We start from the raw sequence: 20,259 nt of genomic DNA on the forward strand, positions 1-20,259 counted from the left end.
CCACTAGACCGGACGGCGGTCCGCGGCGGAACCCGTGTGGTCGCCGTGGAAATGCGTCAGCACGATCCGCTCCAGCCGCGCCGGGTCATCGCCTAGCCGCTCGATGCCGTCGAGGACAGCTTCGGCCGAGCCGGGTGTCCCGGTGTCGATCAGCGTCAGAGCTTCACCGTCGGCCCAGAGGTAGGCCCGGCCGACGGCGAACCTGAACAGGTGCAGGTTCGGTAGCAGCGTAAGGGTTTCCACCGCCCGAAGGTAAGGTCGTCGCGCGCCTTCGCGACACCCGATCCGCTCACGGCGTAACTTCCCAGAGGGCTTCGATGAAGGCCTGGGTGGCACCGGCGAAGGCGTGTTTCGCCGCCGCGCCGTAGCCGACGATCACCCCGCCGGGACGTCCTTCGTCCTGCCAATAGCTGCGCAGGCCCTCCAGCCCGATCGCGCGACGTCGGCAGGCGGCGAGTACCTCGGTCTCCGTCGGGCCGCCGTCGGGCAGCATGAGCGTCAGGTGCAGCCCGGCGGAGATGCCCCGGGGGGTGACGACCCCGGGCAGCGCGGCCAGCAGCCGATCGCGCCGCGAACGGTATTCCGTGCGGCTGCGGCGGACGTGGCGGTCGTAGCCGCCGGAGTCGATCAGCTCGGCGAGCGTCAGCTGGTTCAGCACGGGCGGGCGTGAACCACTGTCCACAATGGCCGCGCGCATCGGCTCCACCAGCGAGCGCGGCAGCACCAGCCAGCCCAGCCGGAGTGCGGGTGCGAGGGTCTTGCTCACGGTGCCCGCGTAGACCACCCGTTCCGGCGCGAGTGCCTGCAGTGCGCCGACCTGCTGGTTGTCGAAGCGGAACTCGCCGTCGTAGTCGTCCTCCAGCACGATCGCGCCGGAGTCGCCCGCCCAGCGGGTCAGCGCGGCGCGGCGGTGCGGGGCCAGCGTGACGCCCATCGGGTACTGGTGCGCCGCGGTCACCACCACGGCCGGACTGTCCAAAGCAGACATGTCAATGCCGTCGTCGTCCACCTCGGCGCCGACCACGCGCGGGCCATTCGCCGCCACGAGATCCCGGTACATCCGGAGCGAGGGGTTCTCGAACGCGACTTCGTCGACGCCCTTGCCGTGCAGCACCCTGGTGAGCAGGGTGAGCGCGTGCGAGTAGCCGTTGCACACCACGATCCGGGCCGGGTCGGCCACCACACCGCGGCTGCGCGCGAGGTAGACGGCGAGGGTGTCGCGCAGTTCCGGCGCGCCCAATTCCGAGGCGTAGCCGAGATTCGTCGCGGGGACCCGCTGCAGTACTTTGCGGGTCGAGGCCAGCCATGCTTGTCCGGGGAACGCGCTGAGGTCCGGCCTGCCGGGCCGCAGGTCCCATCGCGGGGCGACTTCGCGGGCCGCCGGTCGAGGCGGGGACTGGGGGAGCGCGCCCGCCGTCGCCACCCGGGTGGGCGCGCCCTGCGCCGTGCGCAGGTAGCCCTCCGCGGCGAGGTCGGCGTAGACCCGGGTGACCGTGCCGCGCGCGACGCCGAGGTCCTGGGCCAGTGCCCGGGTCGAGGGCACGGCCGCGCCCGCCTGCCAGCGACCGTCCCGGATGGCGGCGCGGATCGCGGCGGCCAGCCCGGTGCGGCCGGTTTCCGGCTGCCAGCCGAGGTGGACGTCCAGCCCGGAACTGGACCACGAAAGTGTCATGCCACTGGACCATACTCGTAGGCCAGTTGGCGCTAGCGTGGTCTTATGACCAAGAGAATCGCATTGGCCCAGCGCGTCCCGGAAATCTACAAAGCCATGGCCACCCTCCAGGCCGAGGTCGAGAAGGCCGCCGCGAACGCGGGGATCGACCCGAAGCTCCTCGAACTGGTGAAGCTTCGCGCGTCGCAGCTCAATGGCTGTGCCTTCTGCCTCGACATGCACAGCCATGACACCTTGGAGCTCGGCGAGTCTCCCCGCCGCCTGTTCGTGCTCGAGGGCTGGCGCGAGACCGAGCTGTTCACCGAGCAGGAGCGCGCCGCGCTCGCGCTCACCGAGGCCATGACCCGGCTCGCAGACCTGAACGACGTGCCCGACGACGTCTACGAAGAGGCGATCCGGGTGTTCACCGAGGACCAGTACCGCGTGGTCGCGTGGTCGGTCATCGCGATCAACAGCTGGAACCGGATGGCCGTCACCAGTCACGCGCCGCTGCCGAAGCGGGCGGAATGACGGCTGACCGGCTCCGTGCCCTGCACGTGCCGGGCACGCCGATCCTGTTGCCCAACGCCTGGGACGCCGACACGGCCATGCTGGTCGAAGCCGCCGGTTTCCCTGTGGTGGCAACGAGTTCGGGTGCGATGGCCGCGTCGCTGGGCTACGCCGACGGTGACTCGACCCCGGCGCGTGAGGTGTTCGCGGCGACGGCACGCATCGTCCGCGCGGTGTCCGTGCCGGTGACGGTGGACGCCGAGGGCGGCTATGGACTGTCCAGCGTGGACCTGGCCCACGGGCTGCTCGAAGCCGGAGCCGTGGGCTGCAACCTGGAGGACACGGACCACGTTCGCGGCGGGCTGCGTGGCGTCGAAGCGCAGGCCGAGCGGATCGCCGCGCTGCGGGCGGCGGCGGGCGACGCGCTGGTGCTCAACGCGCGGATCGACGTGTTCCTCGGGGCGCGAGACCAGGCGGCGGTGCTGGACGAGGCGGTCACCCGGGCACGGGCCTATCTGGCCGCGGGCGCCGACTGCGTGTACCCGATCCTGCTCCGCTCGGCAGAGGTGCTGGCCGCTTTCACCGACGCGGTCCGCCCGGCCGCGGTCAACGCCGCCTACCTGCCGGACGGCCCGGATTTCACCGCGCTCGCAACACTGGGGGTAGCGCGGATCTCTCTGGGTGTCGGCCTCTGGCGGCGGTCTCGTTCGGTGATCGAGGAGATGCTCGCCGAGCTGGCCGCGGGGAAGCGTCCGTACTGACGGCGGGTGTCATGAAAGGGTCTTTCAGGGCAAAAATTGCCCTGAAAGACCCTTTCATGACACTGGAGACTTTAGTGTTCCGTGGCCTTCTCGGCGCCCGCGCCGGTGAGGGAGCGGACCTCCATCTCGGCGTACTTCTGCTGGTTGTGCTCCTTCGAGAGTACGGTGCCGAGCCAGCCGAGGAAGAACGCGATCGGGATCGAGACCAGGCCCGGGTTGTCGAGCGGGAACCAGTGGAAGTCGACGCCCTGGATCATCGACGCGCTCTTGCCCGTCTTGACGTCGATCGGCTTACCAGAAACGGCCGGTGAGAAGATGATCAGCACGATCGTGATCGTCAGGCCGCCGTAGATGCTCCACAGCGCGCCCTGGGTGTTGAACCGCTTCCAGAACAGCGAGTACAGGATCGTCGGGAGGTTCGCCGACGCCGCGACCGCGAAGGCCAGTGCCACCAGGAACGCGACGTTCTGGCCGTTGGCCAGGATGCCGCCGAGGATCGCGACCGCGCCGATCACCAGTGCGGTGATGCGGGCGACCTTGACCTCCGAGCCCGGAGTCGCCTTGCCCTTCTTGATCACGCTGGCGTAGACGTCGTGGGCGAACGACGCGGACGCCGTGATTGTCAGGCCCGCGACCACCGCGAGGATCGTGGCGAACGCGATCGCCGCGATCAGGCCCAGCAGCACCGGGCCGCCGAGTTCGAGCGCCAGCAGCGGCGCGGCGGAGTTCGCGCCACCGGGTGCGGCCTTGATCTTGTCCGGGCCGACGAGCGCGCCCGCGCCGTAGCCCAGCACCAGGGTGAACAGGTAGAAGATGCCGATGATGGCGATCGCCCAGACCACCGAACGCCGGGCTTCCTTCGCCGTCGGCACGGTGTAGAAGCGCATCAGCACGTGCGGCAGACCTGCCGTGCCGAGCACCAGTGCGACGCCGAGCGAGAGGAAGTCGAGCTTCGTGGTGCCGGTCGCGCCGTACTGCTTGCCTGGGCCGAGCAGTGCCTGGCCCGTCTTGCCCGCCTTGTCGACGGCGCCCTGGAGCAGCCCGGAGACGTTGAAGCCGTACTTGCTGAGAACCCAGATCGTCATCACGAACGCGCCGATGATGAGCAAAGCGGCCTTGATGATCTGCACCCAGGTGGTGCCCTTCATCCCGCCGATCAGCACGTAGGCGATCATGATGATGCCGACGATCACGATGACCAGCGCCTGCCCGGACTTGCTTTCGATCCCGAGCAGCAGCGCCACCAGGCCACCGGCGCCCGCCATCTGCGCGAGCAGGTAGAAGAACGACACCGCCAGCGTCGACGTCGCCGCCGCCGCGCGGACCGGCCGCTGCTTCATGCGGAACGCCAGGACGTCGCCCATGGTGAACTTGCCGGTGTTGCGCAACAGTTCCGCCACCAGGAGCAACGCCACCAGCCACGCGACGAGGAAGCCGATGGAGTAGAGGAAACCGTCGTAGCCGTAGACCGCGATGGCGCCCGCGATACCCAGGAACGATGCCGCCGACAGGTAGTCGCCGGAGATCGCGATGCCGTTCTGCGGGCCGGTGAACGCGCGCCCGGCGGCGTAGTAGTCCGACGCCGTTTTCGAGTTGCGGCTGGCCCGGAAGACGATCACCAGCGTGATCGCCACGAAGATGCCGAAGATGGTGATGTTCAGTGCCGGGCTGCTGCCTTCGACACTGGCCGCGAGCGTCATTTCGCCCCTCCTGGGGTTTTCTCGAGGTCTTCGCGGATCTTCGTCGCGATCGGGTCGAGCTTGCGGTTCGCGTAGCGGACGTAGAGCCCGGTGATCACGAACGTCGAGACGAACTGCAGCAGGCCGAACACCAGGCCGACGGTGATGTTGCCGAACAGCTTGGTGCTCATGAAGCCGTGCGCGTAGTCCGCGAGCAGGACGTAGAGCAGGTACCACAGGAGGAACAGCCCCGACACCGGGAAGACGAAGCGCCGCAACCGGGATCGCAACTCCTGGAACTCCGCGCTGTCGTGCGCGTGCTCCCAGGCGTCCGGCGGGCTCTCGCCTGCCGCATCGGCTTCCTTGGTGCTCATGGGTGACTCCTTCGTCACGGTGGGACATGTGTTCCGCGCCACGTTAGGGAGAGCCGGGCCCCGGTGAAACCGTCAGCGGTTCAAACGACGTCCGATGCGACGAACGGCCGACGAACGGTGGGCGGAGGGCGACGAAGGGAACTGCTCCGGCTGCTCGTCCAGATGCAGCCGCAGCATGGCGGCCGTCGACCAGGACGGCGGCCTGCCCCGCAAGGAAACCACCAGCATTACTCCGAACGCCAGTGGAACCGTCCACGGAGCGGGCTGGGAGATGAGCAAGCCGACCCAGCCGCCCACCCGCGGGCCGAACAGCGCGAACGCGATCGAGCCGGAGGACGACAGCAGCCCGGCGAGCACCCCGCTGATCGCGCCCGCGGCTGTCAGCCTGCCCCACCAGATGCCGAGCACCAGCAGCGGGCAGAACGTCGACGCCGCGACGGTGAAGCCCCAGGTCACCAGTAACCCGGCGTCGAGCCGCGCGGCGGGCAGCGCCAGCAGCACCATCGCGACGGCCGCGAACAGGACGGTCGCGCGCAGCCGCCGGAGCCCGCCGGGCATCAGGTCGTGCGCGATCGCGCCCGAGACGACCAGCAGCAGGCCCAGCGAAGTCGCGAGGAACGCGGCGAACGCGCCCGCTGTCAGCAACGCCGTGAACAGCGAGCCAGCCCAGCCGTTGTCGACCTGCGAGGGCAGGGCCACCACGACGGTGTCGGTCGCGCCGGACAGGTACAGCTCGGGCACCAGGACGCGCCCGAGCACGCCGTAGACACCGGGGAAGAGGTAGAACACGCCCAGCAGCGACACGGTGATCGCGGCCGTGCGCCGGGCCGCCCGCCCGTCGGGGCTGGTGTGGAAGCGCATCAGCACGTGGGGCAGGCCCATCGTGCCGAGCATGGTCGCGATCAGCACGGCCCAGGTGCCGAGCAGCGGATAGCCCGCGCCGTCGAGGTCCAGCAGCGGGCGTTGCCAGTCCGCGCCGCCGAGCGGCGCCCCGCCCCGGACCTCGGGCACCGGGGCGCCTTCGGCGAACACCAGGCGCTGCCCGCTTTTCGCGGTCATCTCGCCCGGCGGCAGGAGTTTCGTGCCGCCGTCGTCCGTGCGCACCGTCGTCGGCTCGCGGATCTCCAGCGTCACGTCGATCTCGAAGGAAACCGGGGTCTCACGGGCGAAGTGCGTGAACTCGACCGGGTGCACGGCCGCGTACCGGTCGTCCGCGCCGACCTGCAGCACCAGCCAGATCGCCGGGACCAGGAACAGCACCAGCTTGAGCACGAACTGGAACGCCTGGACGTAGGTCGCCGCGCGCATCCCGCCCAGCGCCAGGGTGATGCTCACCGCGGCCCCCGCGATCACCACGCCGACCCAGTAGGGCGTGCCGCCGACCGCGGTGAGCACCAGCCCGGCGGTGCGGAACTGCGGGACCAGATACAACGTCCCGATCACCAGGACGACCACTGCGGCGAGCCGCCGCAGCGCCGGGGAAGCGAGCCGGGCCTCCGCGAAGTCCGGCACGGTCAGCGCGCCCGAACGCCGCATCGGCGCCGCGACCAGCACGAGCATCGCGATGTACCCGGCGGTGAAGCCGACGGGGTACCAGAGCGCGCCGACCCCGTCCTTGACCATCAGCCCGGCGACCCCGAGGAAAGACGCCGCGGACAGGTACTCGCCCGAGACCGCGGCCGAGTTCAGCAGCGGCGAGACCCGCCGGGACGCGACCAGGAAGTCCGAGGTCGTCCGCATCGCGGCGACCCCGCGCAACCCGATCAGCAACGTCACCAGCACCACCGGCGCGACCGCGAACGCCGCTACCACCGCCGGTCTCCGGCTGATTGCCCCTGAAGGCCACCTTCACGGCGTAAAACGCCGTGATGGTGGCCTTCAGGGACCTTCGAGCGGAGGTGGGTCATGGGCTGTCTTCGACGCGTTCGGCGCGGCGGAGCTGCCAGCGCGCGAGCAGGGCCATCACCGGGTACGGGAGGATCGCGATCATCAGCCAGGACAACGGGATTCCCCACAGGCGCAGCGAATCCAGGCCCGGGGCGAGCTGGAACAGCAGCGGCAGGCCGAACAGCAGCGCGAAGATCAGCACCAGGGAAAGGACCCCGCGACGGCGTTGCACGCGGTAGAGCACGGCCGCGCGTTCGGCGTCCACCGGCTGCAGCAGCGGTACTCGCGAGCGGGCGTGCGAACGTCGTCGCGAATGGGCCAGCCGGGTCTGCGGGCTCATCACCGCCACGCGGCGGACGCGGCTCACGGCCGGGCCCCCGGGCGGCCGAGCTCGCCGCGTCGCGCGGCCGCCAGCAGCCTGTCCCGCAGCTCACGGGAGTGGCGGCGGCTGACCGGGACGTCGCCAGCCGTGGTGTGCGCGAGCAGGCCGCCGGCGGAGTCGCTGCGCAGTTCGAGCACCGCGTCGACGGCGACCAGGAAACCCCGGTGCACGCGGGTGAAACCGGTGCCCTCCCAGTACTCCTCGAGCCGGGAAATCGGCATCCGGACCAGGTGGACGCCGAGGTCGGTGTGCAGCCGGACGTAGTCGCCGTGCGCCTCGACGAACCGCACGTCGCCGCGGCGGACGTACCGGGTGCGCCCGCCCGACTCGACGGGCAGCGCGGCCATCGTCTCGACCTGCTGCGGCGTGCCGTCGGGCTCGGTCGAGGCCACCATCCGCACCACCTTGGCGAGCGCGGCCGACAGCCGTTCCGCGCGGACGGGCTTGAGCAGGTAGTCGACCGCGCCGATGCCGTAGGCGGCCACGGCGTGCCCGTCGTGCGCGGTGACGAAGACGATCACCGGCGGCTCGGACAGCTTCGCCAGCAGCGACGCCAGCTCCAGCCCGTCGAGCCCCGGCATGGAGATGTCCAGGAAGACGGCGTCGAACTTGCTGGCCTGCAACATCTTCAGCGCCTGCAGCGCGTCACCGGCGGCGGCCACCTCGCCGACCTCCGGCGCCTCACCCAGCAGACGGCAAAGCTCGTCGAGCGCGGGCGGGAGATCGTCGACCGCCAGTACGTGCAGTCCGTCGTTCACGGCATCACCCCGGCCTGGAAGCGCGGCACCCGGACGACGACGCGCGTCCCGGCCCCCTTCTCGGTCTCCACGATCAAGCCGTACCAAGGGCCGTAGACGGTCCGCAGCCGTCTGTCCACATTGGCCAGTCCGACGCCGCCCTCACCACCCCGGCCGGCGAGGATGCTCCTGGCGAGGCCCGGATCCATGCCGAGCCCGTCGTCCTCCACGCTGATCACGCAGTCGTTGCCCTCCGCCTGGCCGTGCACCTGGACCAGCCCCGCGCCCGACCTCGGCTCGATCCCGTGCCGGATCGCGTTCTCGACCAGCGGCTCCAGCACCAGGTACGGCACCGCCACGGCCAGCACCTCGGGCGCGACGCGGACCTGCACCCGCAGCCGGTCGCCGAGCACCGCCCGCTGCAACGCCAGATACGTCTCGATCGCGCGGAACTCGTCGGCGACCATCGTGTACTCGCCGTGCCGCGCGAGGCTGTAGCGCGTGTAGTCGGCGAAGTCGAGCATCAGGTCGCGGGCCCGATCCGGGTCCGAGCGGACCAGTGAGGCGATCACGGTCAACGCGTTGTACACGAAATGTGGCGAGATCTCCGCTCGCAAGGCGCGCAGCTCGGCCTGCGCCGCCTGCTCGGCGGAGGCCTCGAGCCGCCCGCGTTCGAGGGCGTGCACCACGAGGTCGACGGCTTCGCGCGCGGTTTCCTTACCGGCCGGGCCCGCGACGAGCAGGACCCCGGCGAGCTCCTCGTGGACGTGCAGCGGCAGCGCGACCACCTCACCGCTGCCACTGGGCGCTTCGGTGTGGAGCACCTCTTCGAGCGCGGCGGACACGGAATCGTCGTCACCGGGGCGGCCCGACCACAGCAGCGAGCCGGACAGGTCGGTCAGCCCGAGGCCGGGCACCGCGAACAGCCGCCGCAGCCCGTGCACGGCCCGGCGCGCCTTGGGCCCGTCGAGGCCGTCCATCAGGTCGTCGGCGATGCGACGGGCGGCGGTGAGCACGGGCAGCGGGTCGGTGCGCACCGGATCGGCCTCCCCTCTCTCGTCGGACCGTCACGGGCCGGGGGAGTAGATCCTAGAACGCGCCGACGCCCCGCGGTGGGGTCGCGCCGCCGCGGACGCCATAAACGGTCCGTTCATCTCACGGAGTGACGCGCCTCAGCACTGCTGCTTGTAGAAGTACCGCGCGTTCGCGTCCATGTCGGTCTTGGTGATCGAGTGGAGCTGGGCGGTCAGGTCGCGGGTGACCGGCTTGCCTTCCAGGGCCGCGATGGCCTGCTGGACGCCCTGCTGGCCGATCGACGCCGGGTCCTGGGCGATCAGGGCCTGGTACTCGCCCTTCTTCAGGCCGTCCACCTCGGACGGGCTCGCGTCGAAGCCGACCAGGTTGACCTTGCCGACCTTGTTCGCGTTGCGCAGGCCGGTCGCCGCGCCCTCGCCGGTGTTGAGGTTGGTGGCGAAGATGCCGACGAGGTCCGGAGTGGACGACAGGGCCGCGGTCACCTTCGAGGCGGCCTGGTCGGGCTCGTTCTGGGTGAACTGGATGCCCGCGGACTTCAGGTTCGGGTGCGTTTTCAGCTCGTCCTCGAAGCCCTTCGCGCGGGCGTTCGTGGTCGAGGTGCCCGCGATGGTGTCGAGCACCAGCACCGAACCCGGCTTGTCGCCGACCAGCTTGGCCAGGGTCTGCGCGGCCAGCTTGCCGCCCTCGGCGTTGTCCGAGGAGATGGACGACTCCGCCACGCTGGTGTCCTTCAGCGCGGTGTCGACCTCGATGATCTTCGAGCCGCGGCTTTTGACCTGCTGCATCGGCGCGAGCATCGCCTGCGCGTCGGTCGGTGCGATGAGCAGCGCGGCGGGCGGGTTGGAGCCCAGCGCGTTGACGATCGTGGTCTGCATCGCCGCGTCGAACTTCTGCGGCGCCTGGGTGTTCAGCTCGTAGCCGGACTTCTTCGCCTCGGCCTCGGCGCCGCACTGCATCGAGATGTAGAACGGCTCGGCCTGGACACCGGCGATCAACGCCAGCTTCTTGCCGCCGACCGGCTTCGCGGCGTCGCCGGACCCGCTCTGGCCGACCTGGCCGCCGCCGCACGCGGTGAGCAGTGCGGCGGCGGAGAGCAGGGCGCCGGCGGTGAGGATCGTCTTGCTGGGTTTCATGGGGACCACCTCGCTGTGGAGAAGTACTGTGGAAAGTGCTGTGGAAAGTGCTGTGGGATAAGGGAGTTAGCGGGAGTTGCGGTTGCGACGGCGGCGCTGGTCGAACCAGACCGCGGCGATGAGCACCGCGCCGACCGCGATCATCTGCCAGAAGTCCTGGACGTGCGTGATGTTGAAGCCCTTCTTCAACACCGCCGGGATGAACACGCCGATCACGGTGCCCAGCACCGTGCCGACCCCGCCGAACAGGCTCGTGCCGCCCATCACCGTGGCGGCGATGGCGTTGAGATTGTCGGTGGTGTGGGCGGAAATCGTCGTCGACGCGTAGTACGCCAGCGAGAGGAACCCGGCGATCCCGGCCAGGAACCCGGTGAGCGTGTACACCTTCAGCAGGTGCGCGGTCACCCCGATCCCGGCGCGTCGCGCGCCTTCGGCGTTGGAGCCGACGGCGAAGGTGTAGCGGCCGAACTTGGTGGTGTGCAGCAGCCACGCGCCGATCAGGGTGATGACCACCGCGACCAGCACCAGGTTCGGGATGCCGCCGAACGTCGTGCCGTAGCCGAGCGTCTTGGTGAGCTCGGTCGGCACACTGCGGACGTCCGAGCCGTTGTTGAGCAGGTACGCCGCGCCGAGCGCAGCGCCCATCGTGCCGAGGGTGACGATCAGCGGCGGGATGCCCGCCACCGCGATGAGGAAACCGTTGAGCAGGCCCCAGATCGTGCCCGCGACCACCGCCGCGACGAGACCGACGACGATCACGTCCCAGCCCGCTGCCGACGCGTCGCCGTTCGGGCTCATCGCCTCCATCACCTTGCCCGCCACCATGCCCGCGAAGATCAGCACGGACCCGACGGACAGGTCGATGCCGGAGGTGATGATCACGAACGTCATGCCCACCGACAGCACCAGCAGCACCGAGGTCTCGATGAGCAACGTCTGGAAGGTGAACACGGTGGCGAACTCGGCGGGCGCGATCGCGGTGAACACGACGATCAGCGCCAGCAGCACCAGTGCGATCCAGAACGTGTTGGCCGAGACCATCCGCGCGCCGATCGAGCGCTTGGCGAACCCGCCATCCACAGTGGACTGTACTTCCTTGGTGGGAGTGCTCATGCCGCTTCCTCCTGTACCAAGGCGCCGGTCATGGCGGCGACGAGGTCTTCCAGCTTCGTGCCGGGCCCGGTGAACCTGGCGACTCGGGTGCCGAGCCGCAGCACCTCGATCCGGTCCGCGACCGAGAGCACCTCGGGCATGTTGTGGCTGATCAGCACGATCGCGATGCCCTTGTCGCGCACCTTCTTGATCACGTCGAGCACGCGCTCGCGCTGTACGACGCCCAGCGCGGCCGTCGGCTCGTCCATGAACACGACCTTCGACGCCCACACGACCGATCGCGCGACCGCGACGCTCTGGCGCTGCCCGCCGGACAGCGAGCCGATCGGCACGTCCGTGCTCTGCAGGGTCACGCCGAGCCGCTGGAACTCCTCGATCGCGCGGCGGCGCATCTCCGGCTTGTCCAGCATGCCGAGCTTGCCGAGAATGCCCTTGCGGTGCAGTTCCCGGCCGAGGAACAGGTTCGCCGCCGGATCGAGTTCCGGTGCGACGGCGAGGTCCTGGTAGACCGTCTCGATCCCCAGGCGCCGCGCCGTCGTCGGCGAGTCGAAATGCGCCTCGGCGCCGTCCAGCAGGATCTTGCCCGAGCTCGGTTGTTCGGCCCCGGACAGGCACTTGACCAGAGTCGACTTGCCCGCGCCGTTGTCGCCGATCAGCGCGGTGACCTCACCGGCGCGCGCCTGGAACGACGCGCCGCGAAGTGCTTCCACGGAGCCGTAGCGCTTGGTCAGGTTCTGCGCGTCGAGCAGGAGTTCGCTCACAGCGCCAGCCTCCTTTCCGGCACGGGTGGGCGGCAGCGGATCATCGTCACCTCACCCTCCACAGTGGATTGACCGGCGCCGAACGGGACGACGTAGGTCTCGCCCTTGGTGAGCGCGAACTCGGTCCCGTGCTCGGTGCGCAGCGTGCCCGAGCCGTCCATCACGACCAGCACCGCGAACGAGGGCTCGAGTGACAACGTTGTCGCGGCGGTGAGCTGCAGGCGGTCCGCGCGGAAGAACCCGTCCGAACCGTCGGCCAGCAGGTCCACAGTGGACGACCTGTCATCGCCGGTGTGCTTGACGATGGTCTTGAGCCGGTCCGCGTCCCAGCCGGAGGTGTCCAGCGTTTCGATCGCGGTTTCGAAGCCGATCCCGAGGTGGCCCTTCTCCGGCGAGTCGAGGAAGTCGCGCCATTCCAGCGTCAGCGAGAAGTCGGTCGGCTGCTGCAGCTCGACGACGAACACGCCCTCGCCGATCGCGTGCGGCAGCCCGGCCGGGATGTAGACCGTGTCGCCGGCCTCGACGGACACGCTGTTCAGCGCGCCCAGCATGGTCGGCGCGTCCTGGGTGCGGGCCCAGTCGTTGACAGTCGCCTTGCTGACCGTCTCCTTGAAGCCCGGGTACACCCGTGGGTCGTCGCCGTAAGTACCGACCACGATCCACGCTTCGGTCTTGCCGAAATGCGAGTCGAAGTGCTGCTGCGCGAAGGTGTCCGACGGGTGGAAGTGCACCGGCAGGCGCTGCCCGGCGTCGAGCAGCTTGACCAGCAGGCCGGTCGACGTCCCGAGCGCCTCGACGTGCTTCGCGCCGAGCCAGCCTTCGGGATCACCCAGGACGGCGTCGCGCAGCCAGCTGCCGTTCGGGAGCCGGGTGAGGCCCCGGGTCTCCTGGCCGAACATGGTGGTGGCCGAGCCTACCCAGTCCTCTGGGCCGAATTTGGAGTCCGGGTTGGACTCCCCGCGCAGGGCCGCGATGGCGTCGCCGCCGCGGTAGAACTGCGGTGGCTGGTTGGCCGGGACCCGGATGGGGTTGAGACTCACGCGGGCACGTCCTTCTTCTCTTGGAGTCGCGCGTCAGTCGAAAAGTCGCGGTCGGTAGACGGGTTCGCGATCGCGCGAGGGAAAACACAGTTGCTCATGACGGGGCGACCTCGCCGGAACCGCGGGCTACGAGCTGCACGGGCAGAACTACCTTTCTCGGTGTGGATTGATCTCCCTGGACACGGGCGAACAGCAGTTCCGCCGCCGCGTGGCCGAGCGCGCTGACGTCGTGCGCGATCACGCTGACCGGCGGATCCAGCAGGTCCGCCAGCTCGAAGTCGTCGAAGCTGATCATCGCCGGGCGTTTCTCGGCGTGCGCGAGTGCGCGCAGCAGGTGCACCGCGACCCGGTTGTTCCCGGCGACCACGGCCGTCGCGGCGCCGGGGCCGGTGAGCAGGGTGCGGACGGCCTCGCCGACGTTCTCCGGCGTGGGGGTCCGCATCACGACCAGGCGTTCGTCGTAGGAGATCCCGGCGCGGACGCAGCCCTCGCGGAACCCGCGCAGCCGCTCCCCGGCGGTGTAGATCTCGGGGCTGTCGGCGAGGAACGCGATCCGTCGGTGCCCGTGTTTCGCCAGGTGGATGACCGCTTCGATGGTCCCGCCGAGGTTGTCGACGAGCACGGTGTCGGCGACGATGTCGCCCGCGGGCCGGTCGAGGAACACCACCGGCGTGCCCGCGCGCATCTCGGGCACGAGGTAGCCGTGCTGCATCCCGGCCGGGACGACGAGGATGCCGTCCACCCGGCGGGCGCAGAACTCCAGCACCAGCTCGCGTTCGCGGTCGGAGTTCTCCTCCGAGGAGCCGGTGAGCACTTGGCGGCCGAACGAGGTCGCGATCTTCTCCACGGCCCGGTTGAGCTCGGAGTAGAAGGGGTTGCCCACGTCCTCGACGATGAGCCCGATGGTGCCGGTGGTCGATCCGCGCCGGAGGTTGCGCGCGCCGAGGTTGCGGCGGAAACCGAGCTGCTCGATCGCCGCCATGACCCGCTCGGCGGTGTCGGGGTGGACCGCGGGCTCGTCGTTCACGACGCGCGAAACGGTCTTGATGCTGACACCCGCGAGGCGGGCCACGTCACTCATGGTGGCCCTGCGGCCGGCGGTGCGCTGGCCGCTGCCCTGGCCACTCCCGTGGCTTCCGGAAGACAACGTTGTCATAGTGGCGCGAATTACACGCCACTACCCCCGTCCGTGTCAATGCCGCTCGTCGATCCGGCCTTCTTCTGCCGGTACGCACCTTGGTACGGATGGATGAGCTGGCTGTCTGGAACAGGACAAGCTCTGACCGGACCCTTGACGATCTCGTGATCCGTTGCCCAAGGTGACCGGCATTGGCACAGCGCGCGACAAGGTTGTCACCACTCGTTCCTGACAGCCTCCCGCGCCCCCAACTGGAGAGGCGAAGGCGATGGCGCGAATGCGCTTGAGAGCCGGCCTGGCGATACTAGCCGCGGCCGTGGTCACCTCGTTCGTTCCGGCGGTGGCGGTCCCGGCCGCCGCGGCCGCCCAGCAGGATCTGGCCCAGTGGGTCAATCCGTTCGTCGGCACCCGGCCGGGCGGCCAGGACCACGGCACCGGCGGCGGCGCGGGGAACACGTTCCCCGGCGCGGTCTCGCCGTTCGGCATGGTGCAGTGGAGCCCCGACACGGTGAAGGCCCAGCACGGCGGTTATTTCTACGACGACACCGCGTTGAAGGGTTTCAGCCTGACGCACCTTTCGGGCGCGGGCTGCTCGACCTATGAGGACATCCCGTTCATCCCGTACGTCGGCGAGGTCACCACCTCGCCCGCGACCGACCCCGGCCGCTACACCTCGAAGTTCTCCCACGCGAACGAGCACGCGACGGCGGGCAAGTACGACGTCACCCTCGACAGCGGCGCAAAGGTCGAGCTCGCGACGACCGCCCGCACCGGCTCCGGCCGCTTCACTTACCCGGCGGGCGCGGCGTCGACGCTGCTGGTCAACACCTCCGGCTCGGTGATGGGCACCGACGACGCGTCGATCACGATCGGCAAGGACAGCATCAGCGGCTGGGCGACCAGCGGCCGGTTCTGCGGCGCGGCCAACAGCTACCGCGTCTACTTCACCGCCAAGTTCGACACCGCGTTCGCCTCGATCGGGACGTGGAAGAACGGCGCGGTGACCCCGAACAAGGCCGCCGAAACCGGTGGCGCGCTCGCCAAGGTGGTGAAGCCTAATGGCGACAAGGCGTCCATCTCGCGCTCTGAGTCGATCAAGCCGCAGGACACCACGGTCAGCGGTCCGGGCAGTGGCGGGTACGTCACGTTCGACAACCTTGCCGGTGCGCAGGTGAACGTCCAGGTCGGACTGTCCTTTGTGTCCATCGATGGGGCGAAGGCGAACCTGAAGGCGGAGAACACCAAGAAGTCCTTCGAGGCCGTCGCCGCCGCGTCGCGTAAGGCGTGGAACGACAAATTCAACCAGATCGCCGTGCAGGGCGGCTCGGACGCCGACCGCTCGACCTTCTACACCGCGCTGTACCACTCGCTGATCCAGCCGAACGTCTTCTCCGATGTGGACGGTCAGTATCCCGGCTTCGACGGGCGGATCCACCAGGCCGACAAGGGCCACGCGATGTACACCAACTTCTCCGGCTGGGACATCTACCGTTCGGAGACCCAGCTGCTCGCGACGATCGCGCCGAAGGAGACCTCGGACATCGTCCGGTCGATGATGGCCTACGCCGAGCAGGGCGGTTCGTGGGACCGCTGGACGGTGGGCAACGACTACACCGGCGTGATGAACGGCGACCCGTACCACATCATCGTGTCGACCGCGTATGCCTTCGGTGCCAGGGACTTCGACGCGAGCAAGGCGCTGCTGCTGATGATCAAGGGCGCCACTCAGCCGACCCAGGGCTACACCGAACGCCCCGGCGGCGAGGACTACCAGAAGCTCGGTTACGTGCCGGGCGCGGGAGCGGACACCCTCGAATACACCAGCGCGGACTTCTCGATCGCGCAGTTCGCCAAGCGCCTCGGTGACGGCGCGACGTACCAGACGTTCATGAAGCGGGCCCAGAACTGGCAGAACCTCTACAACCCGGGTTCGGGCCACCTGCAGCCGCGCGGCGCGGACGGCGCTTTCGCCGGGACGTACGACCCCGCCAGCTCGCAGGGCTGGGTCGAGGGCAACGGCGCGCAGTACGACTGGATGGTGCCCTACGACCTGGGCGGGCTGGTCACCGCGTTCGGTGGCAACAAGGCCGTCGAGTCCCGATTGGACACGTTCTTCACAAAGCTGAACGCTGGCACCGCGGAGCCGTACGCCTTCATGGGCAACGAACCGAACGCCAACGCGCCCTGGGTCTACGCCTACGCGGGCTCGCCCGCCAAGACGCAGTCGATCGTGCGGCGCTCGATGACCGAGCTGTACAACCCGCGCCCGGAGGGCCTGGTCGGCAACGACGACCTCGGGCAGATGTCGTCCTGGTACGTCTGGGCGGCGCTCGGCATGTACCCGGAGATCCCGGGCCGCGCCGAGATGGTGCTCAACTCGCCGCTGTTCCCCAAGGCCGTGCTGACTACGGGCGCGGGCAAGAAGATCACCATCAACGGCAACGGTTCCGGTGAGTACGTGGCCGGGCTGAAGGTCAACGGCACGGACTCGTCGCGCCCGTGGCTGCCGGAGTCGCTGATCTCGGCGGGCGCCACGCTCGACTACTCGCTCTCGGCCACCCCGACGACCTGGGGCAGCGCGGCCGCCGACACCCCGCCGTCCTTCCGCGACGGGGAAAAGCCCAGCCTGTCCTTTGTGGACCCGGCCCGCGTCGTCGCTCCGGCGGGGTCGACGTCGAAGGCCTCGGTGGGCGTGCAGGACCTCTCCGGCACCGCGCACAGCTGGAACTGGACGGCCACCGGCGTGGACGGGATCACGGTCTCGCCCGCTTCGGGAACCGTCGCGGTGCCCTCGGCTGGCAAGGCCGCCGCGGACATCACGGTGACCGTGCCGCCCGGCACGGCCGACGGCCCGCGCCGGATCCCGGTGACGTTCTCCTCGGCCGGGCTGGCGAGCACGCAGGCCGTCCTGACCGTGCTCGTCGCGCAGCCGGGCAGCTGGCTCGCCACGGTGAACAACCCGGGGATTTCCCCGGACGCCAAGCCTTCCGCGGCCAACTTCGACGGCGGTGGCTGGAGCTACTCGGCCGACGCGCTCGCGGCGGCCGGTGCGGCGGCGGGCGGCACGGTGACTGTCGACGGGCTCAAGTACACGTGGCCGTCGTTCCCGGCGGGTGAGCCGGACAACGTCATCGCGGCCGGGCAGACCGTCAACGTCTCCGGCACCGGGCGGCTCGCGATGCTCGGCTCGGCGTCGAACGGCTCCGCCTCGGGCACCTTGACGATCACCTACACCGACGGCACCAAGTCCACGGCCACCCTCGGCTTCTCGGACTGGACTCTCGGCGGCGGCGGCGCACAGCCGTCGTTCGGCAACAAGATCGCACTGTCCACCCCGTACCGCAACGCCTCGGGCGGTGACCCGCAGCAGATCCGCACGATGGTCTTCGCCTCCGCGCCGATCTCGCTCACCGCGGGTAAGACCGTCGCCAGCGTCACGCTCCCGTCGTCCGTCGCGGGAGGGGCTCTGCACGTGTTCGCCATCGCCGCGGGCTGACCTCGGTCGCAAGTCGCAATTGCCCCTGAAGGCCACCTTCACGGCGTAAAACGCGGTGAAGGTGGCCTTCAGGGGCAGTCAGAAAGGAAGAGAGAGGCTCAATGAAGAGCAGCAGCAGATTCGCGGCGGGGGCGCTTGCCGTCGCCGTCGTGGCCACCGGGGTGGTGCCGGGCGTCGCCGAGGCACGCCCCGGCGGCGATCCCGTGGACGCGGTGAACACGTTCATCGGCACCAAGGACGACGGCAACACCTTTCCCGGCGCGTCGGCGCCGTTCGGGATGACGCAGGTCAGCCCGATCACCTCGCACTACGCCGGGTATCGCTACGACGACACCGCGATTCGCGGCTTCGGGCACTTCTTCCTCTCCGGCGCCGGGTGCTGGGAGCAGGGCGGGCTCGTTTCGACGCTGCCGACCACCGGCGCGATCGGCCCTGGCGCGGCGTTCGACACCACCAAGGCCGACACGTTCGACCAGAAGCGTTATGCCGCGCCGTTCACGCACGACGGCGAGGTCGGGAAGCCCGGCTACTACAAGGTGCGGCTCACCGGCTACGGCGGCATCGACGCCGAAACCACCGCCACCACCCGCACCGGTGTCGAGCGGTACACCTTCGCGAAGTCCGGCGACGCCAACGTGTTCGTCAACGTCGGGCAGGCCAACGACAAGGAGCCGGTGACCGGCAGCAGTGTCCGGGTCGTCGGCGACCGGACCGTCGAGGGCAGTGTCGAGTCGCAGGCGTTCTGCGGCGGCAAGGCCTACACGACGTATTTCACCACGACGTTCGACAAGCCGTTCAAGTCCTTCGGCACGTGGTCGCCCACCGGCGGCACGCCCGGCGCGAAGGACTCCGCCGGTGGAGCGGGCCTGCGTGGCGCCTGGCTCACTTTCGGCGGCGGGCCGGTGACTTCGACCACCGCGATCTCCCATGTGGACGCTCAGGGCGCTCGCGGCAACCTCGCGGCGGAGCGGGTCAAGCCGTTCGACAAGGTCCGTGACGCCGCGCAGCGCACGTGGCGCCAAGAACTGTCCTCTGTGGACATCAAGGGCGCGGCGAACGACGACCGCACGGTGTTCTACACCTCGCTCTACCACGCGCTGCTCCAGCCGCTGACCGGAAACGACGCCGACGGGCGCTACCGCGGCTTCGACAACAAGATCCATCGAGCCATCGGCTGGACCTACTACGAGTTCTTCTCGCTGTGGGACACCTATCGCACGCAGAACCAGCTCCTCGCGTTGCTGCGGCCCGACCGGGCCAAGGACATCGCGAAGACCCTGCTCGCCATTCACGACCAGGGCGGCTGGCTGCCCCGCTGGGCCTACGCCAACCAGGAGACGAACACGATGACCGGCGACCCGGTCACCCCGTTCCTGGTGGACCTCTGGCGCTTCGGCGCGCTCAAGGGCTCGGAAGTCCAGGCGTACCAGGCACTTCTGCAGAACTCGCGTGAGGTGCCACCCGCCGCTTCGCCCTTCCAGGGCCGCTCGGGCAACGTGAGCTACCAGCAGGACGGGTTCGTCCAGTACGACCCGAACTTCCCGAAGAAGGGCCAGGACACCGACCCGAACCACGGCGCGTCCGCGACGCTGGAGTACGCCCTCGGCGACTGCTCGCTCTCGATCATGGCGGCCGCGCTGGGCAAGAAGGCCGACGCGAAAGCGCTGGCCGACAAGTCCCGCGGGACGAGCACGCTGTGGGACTCCTCGCTGACCGACCGCGGCTTCAACGGCTTCTACCGGCCGAAGGTCGCCGGTGGCGACTGGTTCACCCCGGCGGACAAGCCGTACAGCCCGGAGAGTCAGGACGGCTTCCACGAGGGCACCTCGTGGCAGTACCAGTGGCTGACCCAGCAGGACATCCCCGCCATGACGCAGCGGATGGGCGGGAAGGAAGCCACCGGCAAGCGGCTGGACGACTTCTTCGCCTACGACGCGCTGCTCAAGGACCCGGCGAAGACCGTCCGCGAGGACTGGGTCGTCGGGCCGTACAGCTACTACAACCAGTTCCGGTACAACCCGAACAACGAGCCCGACCTGCACTCGCCGTGGATGTACGCGCTCACCGGGCAGCCGTCGAAGACCTCCGCGGTGGTCCGGGCGGCGCACACCCTGTTCACCAACGCGCCCAACGGCGTGACCGGGAACGACGACCTCGGCACGATGTCGGCCTGGTACGTGTTCAGCGCGCTGGGGCTGTACCCGGCGGTGCCGGGCACCGGCCAGTTCGTGCTCAACGCGCCGCGGTTCGCGAAGTCCGTCCTGCACCTGGAGAACGGCCGGGACATCACGATCAAGGCGTCCGGTGCGGACCCGTCGACGCTCCAGTACGTCCAGGGGTTGAAGGTGGACGGACGGTCCAGTGACCGGGTCTACGTCGGCGTCGAACAGCTGACAAGGGGCGCGACGCTGGACTTCCGGCTCACCGCCGACGCCGCCAGTGCGACTTGGGCCACATCTCCGGAGTCGGCTCCGCCGTCTCCTTGCGCCGGTTAGTGCTCGTGTAACGACTGTCCGTGAAGGCCGCTTCCCAGTATTTGAAACGGAAGCGGCCTTCTCGGGC

17 protein-coding genes are annotated in these 20,259 nt (G+C 69.5%); 4 read left to right on the forward strand and 13 right to left on the reverse strand.

What is annotated here, in order from left to right:
• Window positions 1–3: 3 nt before the first annotated feature.
• Together QMK34_RS34265 and pdxR are read right to left on the reverse strand one after the other, a co-directional pair.
• On the reverse strand, window positions 4–243 hold the full coding sequence (locus QMK34_RS34265; protein ID WP_326418836.1) for an MBL fold metallo-hydrolase: 240 nt from the start codon (window positions 241–243) through the stop codon (window positions 4–6).
• A gap of 46 nt (window positions 244–289) precedes the next feature.
• Complete coding sequence (gene pdxR / locus QMK34_RS34270; RefSeq protein ID WP_326418837.1) at window positions 290–1,672, reverse strand: MocR-like pyridoxine biosynthesis transcription factor PdxR; 1,383 nt, start codon at window positions 1,670–1,672, stop codon at window positions 290–292.
• A 45-nt stretch (window positions 1,673–1,717) separates the two neighbouring features.
• Here pdxR and QMK34_RS34275 point away from each other — a divergent pair, with 45 nt between their 5' ends.
• Together QMK34_RS34275 and QMK34_RS34280 are read left to right on the forward strand one after the other, a co-directional pair.
• Window positions 1,718–2,182, forward strand: coding sequence for a carboxymuconolactone decarboxylase family protein (locus tag QMK34_RS34275; RefSeq protein ID WP_326418838.1), 465 nt, complete (start codon window positions 1,718–1,720; stop codon window positions 2,180–2,182).
• Complete coding sequence (locus QMK34_RS34280) at window positions 2,179–2,922, forward strand: isocitrate lyase/PEP mutase family protein (RefSeq protein WP_326418839.1); 744 nt, start codon at window positions 2,179–2,181, stop codon at window positions 2,920–2,922. The genes QMK34_RS34275 and QMK34_RS34280 overlap by 4 nt, the downstream gene beginning before the upstream one ends.
• 71 nt (window positions 2,923–2,993) lie before the next feature.
• Here the strand turns inward: QMK34_RS34280 and QMK34_RS34285 are convergent, their stop codons facing one another.
• The 11 genes from QMK34_RS34285 to QMK34_RS34335 all read right to left on the reverse strand — a co-directional run bounded on the left by QMK34_RS34285 (window position 2,994) and on the right by QMK34_RS34335 (window position 14,144).
• Complete coding sequence (locus QMK34_RS34285) at window positions 2,994–4,622, reverse strand: solute symporter family protein (protein WP_326418840.1); 1,629 nt, start codon at window positions 4,620–4,622, stop codon at window positions 2,994–2,996.
• Window positions 4,619–4,975 carry a DUF485 domain-containing protein gene (locus QMK34_RS34290; protein ID WP_326418841.1) on the reverse strand — a complete coding sequence of 119 codons (357 nt, stop codon included), beginning with the start codon at window positions 4,973–4,975 and terminating at the stop codon, window positions 4,619–4,621. Before QMK34_RS34290 ends, QMK34_RS34285 begins: the two co-directional genes overlap by 4 nt.
• A 72-nt stretch (window positions 4,976–5,047) precedes the next feature.
• Window positions 5,048–6,787 (reverse strand): sodium/solute symporter, encoded by a 1,740-nt coding sequence (locus QMK34_RS34295; RefSeq protein WP_326418843.1) that lies wholly within the window; start codon window positions 6,785–6,787, stop codon window positions 5,048–5,050.
• Between the two features lie 91 nt (window positions 6,788–6,878).
• Window positions 6,879–7,229, reverse strand: a complete 351-nt coding sequence (locus QMK34_RS34300) for a hypothetical protein (protein WP_326418844.1) — start codon at window positions 7,227–7,229, stop codon at window positions 6,879–6,881.
• On the reverse strand, window positions 7,226–8,002 hold the full coding sequence (locus tag QMK34_RS34305) for a LytR/AlgR family response regulator transcription factor (RefSeq protein ID WP_326418845.1): 777 nt from the start codon (window positions 8,000–8,002) through the stop codon (window positions 7,226–7,228). The genes QMK34_RS34300 and QMK34_RS34305 overlap by 4 nt, the downstream gene beginning before the upstream one ends.
• On the reverse strand, window positions 7,999–8,961 hold the full coding sequence (locus tag QMK34_RS34310; protein WP_326418876.1) for a sensor histidine kinase: 963 nt from the start codon (window positions 8,959–8,961) through the stop codon (window positions 7,999–8,001). The genes QMK34_RS34305 and QMK34_RS34310 overlap by 4 nt, the downstream gene beginning before the upstream one ends.
• A 192-nt stretch (window positions 8,962–9,153) precedes the next feature.
• The gene (locus tag QMK34_RS34315; RefSeq protein ID WP_326418847.1) at window positions 9,154–10,149 is read right to left on the reverse strand and encodes an ABC transporter substrate-binding protein; all 996 of its coding nucleotides are present in this window, start codon (window positions 10,147–10,149) and stop codon (window positions 9,154–9,156) included.
• 66 nt (window positions 10,150–10,215) lie between these two features.
• Window positions 10,216–11,262, reverse strand: a complete 1,047-nt coding sequence (locus QMK34_RS34320; protein WP_326418848.1) for an ABC transporter permease — start codon at window positions 11,260–11,262, stop codon at window positions 10,216–10,218.
• The gene (locus QMK34_RS34325) at window positions 11,259–12,023 is read right to left on the reverse strand and encodes an ATP-binding cassette domain-containing protein (RefSeq protein WP_326418849.1); all 765 of its coding nucleotides are present in this window, start codon (window positions 12,021–12,023) and stop codon (window positions 11,259–11,261) included. The genes QMK34_RS34320 and QMK34_RS34325 overlap by 4 nt, the downstream gene beginning before the upstream one ends.
• Window positions 12,020–13,063 carry a class I mannose-6-phosphate isomerase gene (locus tag QMK34_RS34330; protein ID WP_326418850.1) on the reverse strand — a complete coding sequence of 348 codons (1,044 nt, stop codon included), beginning with the start codon at window positions 13,061–13,063 and terminating at the stop codon, window positions 12,020–12,022. Before QMK34_RS34330 ends, QMK34_RS34325 begins: the two co-directional genes overlap by 4 nt.
• A 94-nt stretch (window positions 13,064–13,157) precedes the next feature.
• Complete coding sequence (locus QMK34_RS34335) at window positions 13,158–14,144, reverse strand: LacI family DNA-binding transcriptional regulator (RefSeq protein ID WP_326418851.1); 987 nt, start codon at window positions 14,142–14,144, stop codon at window positions 13,158–13,160.
• 334 nt (window positions 14,145–14,478) lie between these two features.
• Between QMK34_RS34335 and QMK34_RS34340 the strand changes: the two genes are divergently transcribed.
• Window positions 14,479–17,697, forward strand: coding sequence for a GH92 family glycosyl hydrolase (locus QMK34_RS34340; RefSeq protein ID WP_326418852.1), 3,219 nt, complete (start codon window positions 14,479–14,481; stop codon window positions 17,695–17,697).
• A gap of 101 nt (window positions 17,698–17,798) precedes the next feature.
• Window positions 17,799–20,192 (forward strand): GH92 family glycosyl hydrolase, encoded by a 2,394-nt coding sequence (locus QMK34_RS34345; RefSeq protein WP_326418853.1) that lies wholly within the window; start codon window positions 17,799–17,801, stop codon window positions 20,190–20,192.
• Window positions 20,193–20,259 lie beyond the last annotated feature (67 nt).

The organism is Amycolatopsis sp. H20-H5, from assembly GCF_035828755.1.
In the GTDB taxonomy this organism is placed as follows: Bacteria; Actinomycetota; Actinomycetes; order Mycobacteriales; family Pseudonocardiaceae; genus Amycolatopsis.